The following is a 13,036-nucleotide window of genomic DNA, read 5'->3' as shown; positions in this document are numbered from 1 at the left end:
GAGTAGAGAAAACATGAGCAGTCCATCCACGTCGCGTCGATCGCAAGCTGTTTTGGCGGCCGCCGTCATTGGCTTCTCGGGTGTGGCAAACCTGCCAGTCGCCCATGCCCTCGAAGGGGCTCCAGCGGATCGTCTCGTTACGGCAGGGTCTGGAAGCGATGCTGCGACGTCCTCGAGGCAGGACATTCGAGATGTCGTGATGACTTGGGGCGTCAAGGCTTCCTTGGTGAGGTACGTAGGAGGCCCGGAGAAAGTTAAAACTAAGGTGGTCCAGCGTCAAGGGCAGACCTTCACCTGGACCAAGGGCTCTGGATGGTACGAGAACGGGCGCGGGGAGATCTCTCTCAAAGGGTCCATGCAGTTCTATGCATTCGGCGGCATGTTCAATGTGAAGATCATCGATCCGAAGGTCACCTTTGATGGTGATACCGGCGAACTTACGGCGAAGATCTACGTGCCGCACGAGGACACGGGGAAGTTGACGAGTCAGGGGCGAGTGAAGCTCTTTGACGTGAGTCAGTTGCAGGTGAGCGCTGATAACGGCGAGCTGCGTCTGACTCAAGGGACGACGAAGCTCACCACCAAGGGTGCTGAACTCTTGGCGTACTACACGGCCGGGCAGGAATTCGACCCGATTAACCTCAGCGCCACATTGGTGAGTGCCCCGAAGCCGGAGGCCGCGAAGCCTGAAGCTGCGAAGCCGGAGACGAAGGAAACCGTCGCCCCGAAGAGCGACGAATCCTCGACGTCGACCTCCGAGTCGGAGGCATCGCAGAAGAAGCCCGTGGAGTCGGAACAGCCTCAGGCCAAGGCCGAGGAGTCCGCAGAGACCTCGAAGTCCACCGCGGAAAAGGTCGAAAACACCGATCTGGTCTCGACTCCCGATGCTCAGCAGCCGTCCGCGACGACCACGGAACAGGCGGAGTCCACACTGCGCAATGTCGTGTCCAGCAAGCTGTCGTGGGGCGTCAAGGAATCGTTCCGCAAGTACCTCAAGAGCCCGTTGGCCGGAGGTGCATGGACACTCACCGATGTTGAAGAGAACGGTGGAAACTTCACCTGGGGCAAGTCTTCGGGTCAGTACGACTCTGCCACTCAGTCGGGTGAGGTGAAGTACTCCGGTCAACTGCACTTCACGGGTCACCATGGAACTCTGGACCTCAAGATCAGCAATCTGACTCTTCAGATTGCCGGTGGCCAAGGAACCTTGAAGGCTGACGTCGTCTCCAAAGACACCTCCGGGAAGGTTCACGATACCCCTGGGATTGCACTGGCTTCGGTGGATCTGGCCGGATTGACCGTGACCGGAAACGAATTGGCCGTGACCGATGCTCCCGCGACGTTGACGGCGGAGGGTGCCTCGGCGTTCGGTGGATTCTACAAAGCGGGAGCCCAGCTTGATCCGCTGAACTTCCAGGCCCAGCTGGGTGAAGCCACCACGCCGCCTACAACGGATATGCCGGCGGATTCCGCATCTTCTGATGCCCCAGCAGAAACTCATTCCGATACTCATGCCCATACCCATGCCGAGGCAGAATCTGATGCTCAGGTTGATGCCCGCATGGAGGATCAGTCCCAGGCTCAGGTCGATGCACCAGCGGATAACACCGCCGACGCCAAGACCGATCACGAGGTCCAGCAGGCCGAGAGCTCCTCCGAGACGAATGAGCCCGCTCAGACGGACCAAGCCTCGGCTGCAGCACCGGCACCTCACCACGAGGTTGTTCCATCTCAGAACGCGTCCACCGATCCCGGACACGCGAACCTTCAGTGCCTCCCGGTGAGCGTTCCCCAGCCGGCCAAGTCTTCAGCGCCCGTCGTTGCGGATGGCCAGGCTGTTACACCTTCCGCTCAGGGAACGGTTTCTGCGGCGAGCCTTAACTGGGGCGTCAAGTCGTCGTACCGCAATTACATTTCGGGTGGCATCGCTCAAGGGAAGTGGGATCTTACCGATACCCAGTACTCCAATGGAGCGTTCACTTGGAGCAACGGCTCCGGATCTTATGAGAACGGCTCGGGCAGTGTGAGCTTCCCCGGATCGGTTCACTTCACGGGTCATCACGGACTTCTCGATCAGCTGATCTCCAACGTGAAGCTCGAATTCGCCCAAGGGGAAGGCCGGATCATTGCCCAGGTGTCGTACAAGGACATGCAGGGGAAGCAGCACAACGACCTTCAGATCGCCTTGGCTCGTGTCGACCTCTCCAGCCTGAAAGTTGATGGAGGCAAGATCTCGCTCCACGCCGCAAAGACCTCGCTCACCAAGGAAGGCGCCGATTTCTTCGGCGGATTCTACTCCGAGGGTCAGGAACTCGATCCGTTGACCTTCACGGGTGAGTTTGCCGGCGACCAGGGTGGGGCGCCGAAGGCCGGTGAGCAAGCCGCCGCTCCCGCTGAGGCGGTGGCAACCCAGGCGGCCGCCCCCGTCCAGACCGCTGCTCACTCCGACTCCGGATGTGACAACTCCCAGCAGCAGGCTCAGGGACATCTCGCTGAGACGGGTGCCACTTCGCCGTTGGCCTTTGCCGGCCTCGGAATGGCGATTCTCGCTCTGGGCTCCGGCGCAGTGCTGTTCGCCCGGCGTCGTGTGAATTCCTAACCCCGTTCGTTGCCCGGACCTGCGGATTTGCGTCGGTCCGGGCAACGGCATTCTTCCCACGAGGCACAGATCCGGGTGCCTCACCGTAGCCCTTCACCCCGTAAAGAACCCCATGAAACGACTTTCCCCACATGTGCGACATCACCCTCATCGCTTCGCTCGTCTGACGGGGCGGTCCACGTCGTCGCACACCAGACGCCGTGGTGCTTTCGCGAGCCTGACGGCCGCCGTCCTGACCGCGACGATGATGCTGACCGCTTGCGGGCAGGGCAACGGAGCCCCCTCACAGGCCCAGCCCTCCGCTCAGGCCTCCGTGACAACCACCCCACTGACGAAGCTCGAGAAAGAGCTCACCGACCATGCTGTGTCGGACCCTCACACCGTCAAAGGTCCGACGACGGCGTCGAGCGTCCCAGAAGTGCAACCCCTTGAGGACCCTCAAAAACCGCAGCTACCAGTGACCGTCACGGATGAGCAGGGAACTCAGGTTAAAGTTGCCGACGTTTCACGCATACTGGCCCTCGACATCTACGGGACCTTGGCCGATACCGTGATCGGGCTCGGCCTGGGAGATCGATTGGTGGGCCGGGTGACTTCATCGACCGCGAGTTCTCTGTCGTCCCTTCCCGTGGTCACCGAGGGTGGGCACGATCTTAACGTCGAAAAGATTCTGTCCCTGCGTCCGACGTTGGTGCTCATGGACACCACCAACGGACCGCGGGAAGTCACCGAGCAACTGCGTTCGGCCGGAGTGACCGTGGTCCACTTCAGCCCGGATCGCTCCATCGATACGGTGGTTCCACAGATACAGCAGGTTGCCCAGGCCCTCGGCGTTCCCGAGTCCGGTAAGCGTCTGGGAGAGCGCGTTCAGCAGGAACTCGATTCGGTTCAGCGGGCCATTGCCTCGGTCGCGCCTCAGGAGGCCGACCGACGGCTCTCGATCGCGTTCCTGTATGTCCGCGGCACTGCGGGAGTGTTCTTTGTTCTGGGCCAAGGATCCGGAGCCGACGGCCTGATTAAGGCCCTGTCAGGCGTCGATGCCGCAGGTGAGGCCGGCGTGAAAGACATCAAACCTGCGACGAGCGAGGCTCTGGCGACACTCAACCCCGACCTTATTCTGGCCATGAGTAAGGGTGTCGAATCAGCCGGTGGCGTTGACGGGCTGGCGTCACGTCCCGGGATGGGTGAGACGACGGCCGGAAAGAATCGGCGCATCGTGGACATGGCCGACGGTCAGATCCTTTCCTTTGGGCCGAATGCGCCGGCGGTACTGCTCTCACTGGCCCGGGCCATCTACGCTCCCGATACGACCACGTCAGCTCGGCCGAACCCGTGATTCGTGGACGACAATCCCCCGGGTCTCGGGGGACAGGGAGTGGGCCTTCTCGGCGAGTACGAGTGGCCGCGGTGGTCTGTCTCATGATGTTCGGCGTCCTCGGAGTCTCTGTCTTTTCATCGATGGTTGGGCAGTTCGAGATTCCGGCTTCGGACGTCATTCGAGCCGTCGCCAGGAAATTCAGTGGGGGAGCTCCTGAGGGCGGCGATCTCTTGAGCGATTCCGTCCTGTGGAACGTCCGCTTTCCGCGGATCGTATTGGGCCTCGTCGTCGGGATGGCTCTGGGTGCCTCAGGCGCGATGATGCAAGCCGTCTTCGGTAACCCATTGGCGGAGCCGGGAGTGGTCGGCATCTCGGCGGGTGCGGCTGTCGGGGCCTGTGTTGCCATCGTTCTCGGTACGACCATCGCGGGAATCTTCACGGTTCCCCTCTTCGCTTTCGTTGCGGCATTGGGGGTCACCGCGGTGGTGTATTGGTTGTCTCGAACCGATGGCCGGGCCGGGGTCATCGCCATGATTCTCACGGGGATCGCCGTCACCGCGGTCGCCAATGCCGTGATCGCGATGCTCGTGTTCATGGCCGATAGCTCAGGGCGAGACCAGATCGTCTTCTGGCAAATGGGTTCCTTGAACGGTGCTACCTGGACCGCCGTCGCCTCATCGCTTCCAGCGGCGGCCATCGGCTTGGTCGGAGCCCTCAGCATCGCCGGTTCGCTGGACCTCCTCGCTTTGGGGGAGAGGGCTGCTCAGCACTCGGGTATTCATGTAGAGCGCCTCCGCGGGATCGCCATCGCGTGCACAGCTATCCTCACCGGAACCGCGGTCGCTCATGCGGGGATCATCGCATTCGTTGGATTGATCGTCCCCCACGTGTTGAGACTTGCCCTGGGGCCATCGAATCGGATTCTGATCCCGGCATCGGCGGTGGGTGGGGCCTTGTTGATTGCGGCATCTGATGTGGCTGCCAGAACAGTGGTGCCCTTCGCCGATCTGCCGATCGGCATCTTCACGGCACTCGTCGGCGGCCCCACTTTCTTCGTGCTGCTACGACGTTCCCTGCGACAGGGGGAAGCCGCATGGAGCTAGTGGAGATTGACGGGGTTGGTCTCACCGTGGGAGGCCGTGCCATCCTGCGCGATGTCTCCTTTGAGGTCCGGTCTGGAGAGGTGATGGCCCTCATTGGACCCAACGGTGCCGGAAAATCCACGATCCTCTCCGTGATCGCTGGGGATCTGCGCCCGGACTCAGGCTCGGTCCGGCTCGAGGGGCGAGACGTTCATGGTGGATCACCGCGCGAACTCGCGAGGCGCCGAAGCGTTTTGCCGCAGACCACGTACGTCAGTTTTGGGTATCGCGTGCGTGAGGTGGTGGCCATGGGGCGTACCCCGTGGAAAAACACCACACATCAGGGTGACGACGACGCCGTGATTCATGAGTCTCTTCAAGAGACGGAGACGATCTCGTTGGCGGACCGCGACATCACCACCCTCTCGGGAGGTGAGACCGGTCGGGCACAGTTCGCGCGGGTCCTCGCTCAAAGGACTCCTCTCGTGCTCCTCGATGAACCGACCGCGGCTCTAGATATCAGGCATCAGGAACGTACGTTGCGCACCTGTCGGAAGTTGGCGGATGCCGGTTCAGGCGTCGTGGCCGTCGTGCACGATCTCGACCTCGCCGCAGCGTATGCCGACCGAGTGGTGCTCTTTTCCCAAGGGCGATTGGTGGCTTCAGGGTCTCCCGCCGAGGTCATGACCTCGGAGCGGCTGAGCCATGTCTATGGCTGGCCGATCGACGTGATGCACCACCCCGTGAGTGGGAGGCTTATGGTCCTGCCCGTCCGCGAATCGGGGGATGACCTGCGCGAATGATGTGATGCATCGCTCGTTTCGGGCGGGTGGGGGTTTAGGATTGACGACATGATCTTTAAGGCGGTTGGTGAGTCTCGGCCATATCCCGATCATTCGTTCACGAGCCAGCGCGAATGGGGAACTATTGCGCCGACCCAGGTGCGTCTCGACCGCCTCATCACGACTCAGCGCATGCTCGACCTCTCCACCCTCTTCGGGGAGGACAGCACCTTTTACGGCGACTTATTTCCCCATGTTGTTCAGTGGAATGGGCAACTGTATCTGGAGGAGGGGGTCCACCGAGCGCTGAGAACAGCTTTGCAACACAGACCCATCATGTACGCGCGGATTCTGGACTTGGATGCGCGCCTGAGGTGTGCTGAAAATGAGAGGGATGGGGATCAAAGCCCTGGTCAGGAGAGCTGAGCGTCCCCTGGCAGATGCCTGAGATCTTGCAGGTGGGCACCGTATTTGGTGACACCCGTGCGTATACTGTCAGCATGCCTCGTATTTCCGCCGCCTCTAACGCCGCTCAGCGGGAGAACACTCAAAACGCGATTCTGAAATCCTTTGGGGAACTCCTCTACACCCGCGGCCTCACCGGTCTGACCATGACCCACGTTGCTAAGAACGCGGGAATCGGCCGGACCGCCGTGTACAACTATTTTGCCGACATGGGCGAACTCCTGGTTGCTTATGCCCTCGATGAGACCGAGCGGTTCATCAACGATCTACGTCACGAGCTGACGAGCGTCATCAACCCCATCGACCAACTGGCGGTCTACGTGCGCATGCAGATCGAAGACATGTCCCGCCGGCATCTTCCTCCCGGACCTGCCATGAGGTCGGTGCTCTCACCGGAGTCTTTCGAAAAGTTGGGCCACCACGTCGGTGAGCTCCAGGCGGTTTTGGCGCGCATTCTCAGGGCATGTATCGACCAGGGCTACCTCGCCCCATCGGACATCACCGAGCTGGCACAATTGGTGCACGGCTCGTTGAGCTCGGCCGCAGACCGCGGTAAGAACGAGGATGAAGCCGAGCGCGATCAGCGGATTCGTCAGACCACGAAATTCATTCAATTGGGCCTCGGAGCCCAATTCGACGCGGAGGGCCGACCCGTGGCCGCATACCGGGACGAGCTGAAGGAGCCGGTGCTTCGACCGGTGGCCTCCTAGGCTGAAATTAACGACGTCGCCCCACCACGGTGTGTGGTGGGGCGACGTCGTTAATCCGGGCGTCAGAGGAGGCAGCCGAAGGCTGGGAGCCCTAGGAGGCCTGGTTGATCTGCCGCAGGGAATCGAACGGAGCGTGAGAGGTGATCCGTTCCTCGATACCTTGGCTCACAAACTGCTTGGCCTGGCGCGCCGCATCGAGGGGCGTGCGGCCCTTTGCGAGTTCCGCGGTGACGGCGGCAGCCAGAGAGCAACCGGCGCCCGCGACGGCAACATCCCCAATTTTGGGTGCCGAGAGAACCTCGAGGGTCGTGCCATCGTAAAAGACGTCGATCGCGTCAGCGCCGTCCAGCCGAACGCCACCCTTGGCGAGAACGACCGCCCCGGATGCATCGTGAATGCGGCGGGCCGCCTCTTTGAGGTCCTCGACCGTCGAGATGTCATCCATCCCGGAGAGTGACAGGGATTCGAAGTGGTTCGGGGTCACGAAGTCCGCCAACGGGAGGATTTCGGACTTGAGTGCGCGGTCGGTGTCCAGTGCGGCTCCCGGTTCCTGGCCTTTGCAGATCAACACCGGATCCAGCACGATGTTCTTCGGTCGAGTCGTGCGGAGAGTTTCCGCGACGGTACGAATGGTCTCGGGGGAGCCGAGCATGCCGATCTTCACGGCATCCAGCTCGTAGACGGTGGTGTTAACTTCGAGCTGATTCTGAAGAGTCTGCTGATCGATCGGCGTGACGCGGTGGCCCCAATCGTTCTGCGGATCAAACGCGACGATGCACGTGAGCGAGAGGCAACCCGAGACGCCGAGCGCCTGGAAGGTCTTGATGTCCGCGAGGGCTCCGGCGCCGCCGGTGGCCTCCGAACCTGCGATAGTCATCGCGACGGGATGTTCATTGGTCGTAGTCATCCCCCTATTATTCAACCGCCAGGTAAGATTTTCACGGCTCGGGTGGCAGACGGGCCCGGCGAGTCGATCTCGCCCTTCAAACAGTCGAACCACGGCCCCTCGCAAAGGCCGCGTTAATACAGATTGGTGACCTTCATGAATTCCACCCCATCCCGCCGCGAGCCTGCGCCAACGGCGCCTGAAATGCCGGCCGATGCCCCGACAACGCTCCCGCACGCACCCCGGTATGCTCAGCGCCCCCGCACGTATTTCGACCTTCTGCTGGCGCTGTATTGCGTGCTCCTCATCCTGTCGAATATCGGAGCCACCAAGGGCGTGGCTTTTGGACCGATCTTGACCGACGGCGGGTTCTTTCTGTTCCCTCTCGCCTATGTTCTGGGCGACGTCGTGACCGAGGTGTACGGATTCAAGGCCGCGCGGCGGGCGATCATCGCGAGTTTCGTGGCCGGGGCCTTGGCTTCGCTGAGCTTCTGGCTGACGATGATCCTGCCGGCCGCGGACTTTTACGAAAATCAGTCGGCCTTCGAAGCAGTGCTGGGGCCGGTCCCGAGAATCATCGGTGGCTCGTTGCTCGGATTCCTCGTGGGCCAGCTGTTCAACGCCTGGGTCATGGCTCTGCTGAAAAAGTGGACCGGTGAGCGGTACATGTGGATCCGCCTCATCGCGTCGACCCTGGTGGGAGAGTTCTTCGACACCTTGATCTTCTGCACCATCGCCGCTCCCATCCTGGGGATTCAAGAGTTCGGCGACTTCGTGAATTACCTGTTCGTCGGCTACTTCTACAAGTGTTTGATCGAGGTCGTCCTGCTACCGATCACGTACCCGGTGATCGGGTGGTTCAAGCGCCATGAGCCAACATTCCCGGCAGGTCCCGTGGTGCCGAGTCACACGGCCCGCTAGTCGGTGAAGCCGGCGATCTCGCCGATGTCCATGAGGTATGCGAGCTGAGCCTTGAGGGTTTTCAAGGCCGGTCCGCGGACCTGGTCGGGCACGTGAGCGTAGATGTCGTCGGTCAGCGCAGTCGCGGAGGGGCCGAGATCGTCGTTGGCCGCCTTGAGCCGGAGCCGCAAGTCATGGATTCGGGTCAGCCGGTGTTCCAGCAGCCGGTCGCACGCTTCCTCCAGGAACTCTCCGTGGGGACCGTGGGCTGGAAGCACGGTGAACCCCGGTTCCTCTTTGAAGACTCGGAGGGTGTCGAGGTAATCCTCGAGGTCGCCGTCGGGATAGTCGAGCATCGTCGTGCCGCGGCCGAGGATGGTGTCTCCGGTCATGATGACGCCGTCGTCGAAAATGCTGAGGGCGATGGAATCGGAGGTGTGACCGGGGGCGTGCCACACGCTGATCTCCACGCCGGTAGCGTTGAGCACTTCCTCGTCTTGGAGAGGGAGCGCGTCTCGGCATTGGTCTTTATCCCACGCCCGAACGTGTGCGCCGGTGAGCTCGTGGAGACGGTCCACGTTTCCGGTGTGATCTTTGTGCCGGTGGGAGACGACGATGAGGTCGACATCCACGGCATCGACGATTCTCTGAGCGTGCTCGGCGGAATCTGGTCCAGGATCCAAGACCACGACCCGTGGTTTTTCCTCGTCGCCGAGCGGGGGGAAGTTTTCGCCGAGAACACCGACGACGTACGTGTTGGTGCCCTCGAGAGTCATGGAACTGGGATTGTCGACCGTGAGATACGCGGTGTGTTGACTGGTGCGAACCCACGTGTGGGAAACCTCGCTGTGCGGTGCGGCTTCAAAGTTCGACGATGCGCTCATGGAACTAGTTCACCACATACCCGGGGTTTGTAGGCCAGCGAAGATCTCGATGACCCCCGTGCGTCCGCATACTGGGCAGTGTGCGTAACGGCTGAACATTGGGTGATAATTGTGGTCAATTCACTCGTATTCTGCCTGAGGGGCTAGAAGGTTCTATGGGAAAAAATTCCACACAAGGGTCGCTGACTCGTTCGCTATCGCACGAGCAGATGACCATGATTGCGCTTGGCTCGGCGCTCGGAACGGGGCTGTTTCTCGGATCCGGCGCTGCCATTGGCATTGCAGGACCGGGCGTCATCGTGTGTTACGCCATTGGGTCCGTCATCGCGGCCATCATTGCGTGCGCGGCCGGTGAAATGGCCGTTAAGTATCCGGTTCGCGGGGGATTCGGCACGATGGCCGGTCGGTACCTCGGTGCCTTCGGCGGTTTTGTGACCCGCTGGGCCTACTGGGCCACCACGGTCTGCGTGGCCGGTGCCGAACTCGTGGCTGTGGCGACGTACCTGAAGTTCTGGTGGCCGCAGCTTCCGTTGTGGGTTGGCATCGTGGTGTTCGCGGTGATCGTCGTCGGCCTGAATGCTTCGAGCGTGAAGTCCTTTGGCCTCGTCGAATTTTTCCTGTCGGGAATCAAGGTCATCGCGGTGATCGCGTTTATTTTGATCGGCTTGCTGATCGTGTTCTTCGGTCTGCCGAATCATCCGGCCGAAGGGTTGGGGCATCTCACGGAACATGGATTCTTTCCCAACGGGCCCAGCTCCATCTGGCTCGGTATGGCGGCGGTGATGTTCTCCTTCGGCGGCGTCGAGCTGATTTCGATTTCGGCTGCCGAGGCCAAGGACCCCATCCGTTCGGTTCGCAGCGCGGGCAAGGCGACGATCTGGCGCCTGGCATCGTTTTACGTTCTGGCATTGTTCGTGGTCATGGCGATCATGCCGTGGTCAGCGGCGTCGGCTACCGGAGATCTTTCCTCGAGTCCCTTTGTGATGGTCTTCTCGGACGTTGGTATTCCCGCCGCGGCCGCTGTCATCAACTTCATTGTTCTGGTTGCCGCACTTTCTGCGGCGAACGCAAACGTGTACGCGGGTACTCGCCTGATGCACTCGCTCTCTCACCAGGGCATGGCGCCTCGCGCGTTGGAGCGGACAACGTCGCGAGGTATTCCCCTGGGTTCTCTGGCGGTTTCCTGCCTTGGAATTCTGGTGGTGGTCGTCCTCGCACTGGTCACGGAGGACGTTTTCATGATCATGATGTCCGTGATTACGACCTTCATCCTCGTGGTGTGGATGCTGATCTTGGTCTCGTACATCAGGTATCGCCGAGAAGCTGGTGCCACCTCCGAATTCCGGCTTCTGGGCGGAATTCCTATGGCCGTCGTCGGAATCTTGGGATTGTTGGCGATTGTTTTGGCGGTATTCTCCAGCGAGGACATGCGCTTGCCTGGAGTCGTCGCGTTGTGTTGCTACGCCTTCTTGACCGTGGTGTATTTCGTCGTGGTTCGTCGTCACGTCGGAAACGAGCAGGATGCCTTTGATGAAGCTGAAATTGCTCGTGCCGAAGGGTAGCTAGAACTTTCATTATGCCTAAAATTCATAGCTGAATTAAACAAACCGGGCTACTGTGAGTGCGGGGAATCCTTCCCCGCACTCACTCGCAATCATTCACGCGTACACATGTCGCTGCCTTCAGCACATTGTGTGCTGCTGAGTGAATCCTGAATTGTAGGGAATCCTTCAGTATGAGTTTTACCCGCCCGGTTTCCTCCGGCCGCACCACTGCGCGGAAAATCGCCGTCGTCACGCTCGCGTGCTTTGGTCTCTTGACCGCTCAAGCGCCGTCGCTTGCCGCGCCTCAACCCAGCGCCTCGCCCACACAGCCGTCTTCCGCATCGGATGCCACGGTGACGGGCACCTCGACATCGTCTCTCGCTGCCATCACGAACGGTCGTGAAAACGACCACGTCAAGAAGCTGGTTCCCGAAACTGACGTGTTGACGCAACCGGCATTGGGCACGACGCCGCCCAGCAGTGGCGGTTCGAATCCGGGCGCCACGTTGGGGCAGGGGGGCAAACCTCTGGAATCGACCAGCCATCTTTCCTCGGCCTCCCTGAAATCGGCGGCGCAAGATCTGGAAAAGGCTAAGACGGGGCAGGCCGTGGACCCGAATCACTCGGCCGCCGTCGCCGGCACTGAGAAGGAATCGGTGACGGGGGCTGCGGCCGCCGGCACTGGCGTTCAAGGCATGGATGTCTCCGGTTGGCAGGACAACGTCAATTGGAATTCCGAATACGCCAATGGTGCTCGATTTGCCTCGATCAAAGCGACCGAGGGCATGGAGTATGTTTCGCCGCAGTTTTCCTCCCAGTACAGTGGCGCGACCAGTGCGGGGATGTACCGCGGCGGCTACCACTTCGCGTTGCCCTCCGTTTCATCCGGAGCGGCACAGGCCGATTTCTTCGTCAATAATGGTGGCGGTTGGACCCCAGACGGCCGTACGCTGCCAGGCCTGCTCGACGTCGAGTTCAATCCGTATCAATCCTTGGGCGATTCATGCTTTAACATGTCGACGGCCCAGATGAATGCGTGGATTTCATCCTTCACCACACAATATAAAAACCGTACGGGCCGTTATCCCACGATTTACACCAACTCCTCGTGGTGGTCCATGTGCACGGGAAATACGACTCTCTTCAATTCGATGCCTTTGCACATCGCGTACTATTCCTCCACTCCGGGGCCCATGCCGGCCGGATGGAGCACGTATGACATTTGGCAGTATTCATCGACGGGCCCTTACTCGGGCGACTCCAACGTCTTCAACGGTGATTCAGCCGGCTTGAGGGATTACGTGACCAATGCCAATTACCGGCCGCAAGGTAACCGTGGAGGCGGATCAGCATCGGATACCTACACGGCCGCCAACGGAAGATTCGTCAAACTGAATGTGGCGATTGGCGGACTCTGGAATGGTAATAGATCCAAATACGGGGAGCCCGTCAATAACGAAACCTGCGGCTTGGTCGGCGGGGGTTGTTATCAGACCTTTTCCAACGGGTACACCATCTACTGGGCACCCAACGGTCGTGGCGCACACGCGGTCTTCACCTGGGGCGCCATTGGTCAGAAGTGGATTCAGGCTGGTTATGAGCGGGGTTATGGGTATCCGGTGAATGATGAGCAGTGTGGTTTGATCGGTGGCGGTTGTTTCCAGGCTTTTTCGAATGGTCAGACGGTGTATTGGACGCCGAATAGCAATGGGGCTCATACGGTGAAGACTCGTGGTGCGATTGGTCAGAAGTGGATTCAGGCTGGTTATGAGCGGGGTTATGGGTATCCGGTGAATGATGAGCAGTGTGGTTTGATCGGTGGCGGTTGTTTCCAGGCTTTTTCGAATGGTCAGACGGTGTATTGGA

General features: G+C 60.5%; 11 protein-coding genes. 9 read left to right on the top strand and 2 right to left on the bottom strand.

Translation table 11 applies throughout. The features are described from left to right. Positions 1-13: 13 nt before the first annotated feature. The 6 genes from D8M21_RS08615 (at position 14) to D8M21_RS08590 (ending at position 6,956) form a co-directional block, all read left to right on the top strand. Positions 14-2,599: an HtaA domain-containing protein gene (locus tag D8M21_RS08615; RefSeq protein ID WP_048681417.1), complete on the top strand. Its 2,586-nt coding sequence runs from the start codon at positions 14-16 to the stop codon at positions 2,597-2,599. Between the two features lie 112 nt (positions 2,600-2,711). Continuing rightward, positions 2,712-3,935: a heme/hemin ABC transporter substrate-binding protein gene (locus D8M21_RS08610; protein WP_238651229.1), complete on the top strand. Its 1,224-nt coding sequence runs from the start codon at positions 2,712-2,714 to the stop codon at positions 3,933-3,935. Between the two features lie 83 nt (positions 3,936-4,018). Then, the gene (locus tag D8M21_RS08605; protein ID WP_082156784.1) at positions 4,019-5,020 is read left to right on the top strand and encodes a FecCD family ABC transporter permease; all 1,002 of its coding nucleotides are present in this window, start codon (positions 4,019-4,021) and stop codon (positions 5,018-5,020) included. Continuing rightward, positions 5,011-5,802, top strand: coding sequence for a heme ABC transporter ATP-binding protein (locus D8M21_RS08600; RefSeq protein ID WP_048681415.1), 792 nt, complete (start codon positions 5,011-5,013; stop codon positions 5,800-5,802). Before D8M21_RS08605 ends, D8M21_RS08600 begins: the two co-directional genes overlap by 10 nt. A gap of 48 nt (positions 5,803-5,850) precedes the next feature. Continuing rightward, positions 5,851-6,207 (top strand): type II toxin-antitoxin system VapB family antitoxin, encoded by a 357-nt coding sequence (locus D8M21_RS08595; protein ID WP_048681412.1) that lies wholly within the window; start codon positions 5,851-5,853, stop codon positions 6,205-6,207. A 74-nt stretch (positions 6,208-6,281) separates the two neighbouring features. Next, a complete protein-coding gene (locus D8M21_RS08590) occupies positions 6,282-6,956 on the top strand; it encodes a TetR/AcrR family transcriptional regulator (protein ID WP_048681617.1) in 675 nt (224 codons plus the stop codon). 91 nt (positions 6,957-7,047) lie between these two features. On the opposite strand, the gene D8M21_RS08585 is transcribed toward D8M21_RS08590, so the two are convergent. Further along, positions 7,048-7,863, bottom strand: a complete 816-nt coding sequence (locus D8M21_RS08585) for a hydroxymethylpyrimidine/phosphomethylpyrimidine kinase (RefSeq protein ID WP_048681409.1) — start codon at positions 7,861-7,863, stop codon at positions 7,048-7,050. 135 nt (positions 7,864-7,998) lie between these two features. Between D8M21_RS08585 and D8M21_RS08580 the strand changes: the two genes are divergently transcribed. Then, positions 7,999-8,763 carry a queuosine precursor transporter gene (locus tag D8M21_RS08580; RefSeq protein WP_082156783.1) on the top strand — a complete coding sequence of 255 codons (765 nt, stop codon included), beginning with the start codon at positions 7,999-8,001 and terminating at the stop codon, positions 8,761-8,763. On the opposite strand, the gene D8M21_RS08575 is transcribed toward D8M21_RS08580, so the two are convergent. Next, entirely contained in the window at positions 8,760-9,626 is an 867-nt protein-coding gene (locus D8M21_RS08575; RefSeq protein ID WP_048681406.1) for an MBL fold metallo-hydrolase, read from the bottom strand. The genes D8M21_RS08580 and D8M21_RS08575 overlap by 4 nt on opposite strands. Positions 9,627-9,781: 155 nt before the next feature. Here D8M21_RS08575 and D8M21_RS08570 point away from each other — a divergent pair, with 155 nt between their 5' ends. Together D8M21_RS08570 and D8M21_RS08565 are read left to right on the top strand one after the other, a co-directional pair. Next, entirely contained in the window at positions 9,782-11,188 is a 1,407-nt protein-coding gene (locus tag D8M21_RS08570) for an amino acid permease (protein WP_048681404.1), read from the top strand. A 173-nt stretch (positions 11,189-11,361) separates the two neighbouring features. Then, positions 11,362-13,036: GH25 family lysozyme (locus D8M21_RS08565; protein WP_126855810.1), on the top strand; the 1,675-nt coding region annotated here is incomplete at its 3' end.

The sequence above is a fragment of the Kocuria sp. HSID16901 genome, assembly GCF_003989425.1.
Classification (GTDB): Bacteria; Actinomycetota; Actinomycetes; order Actinomycetales; family Micrococcaceae; genus Rothia; species Rothia massiliensis.
The sequence above is the reverse complement of the archived record's forward strand: the minus strand, read 5'-3'. Positions and strand labels throughout refer to the sequence as shown.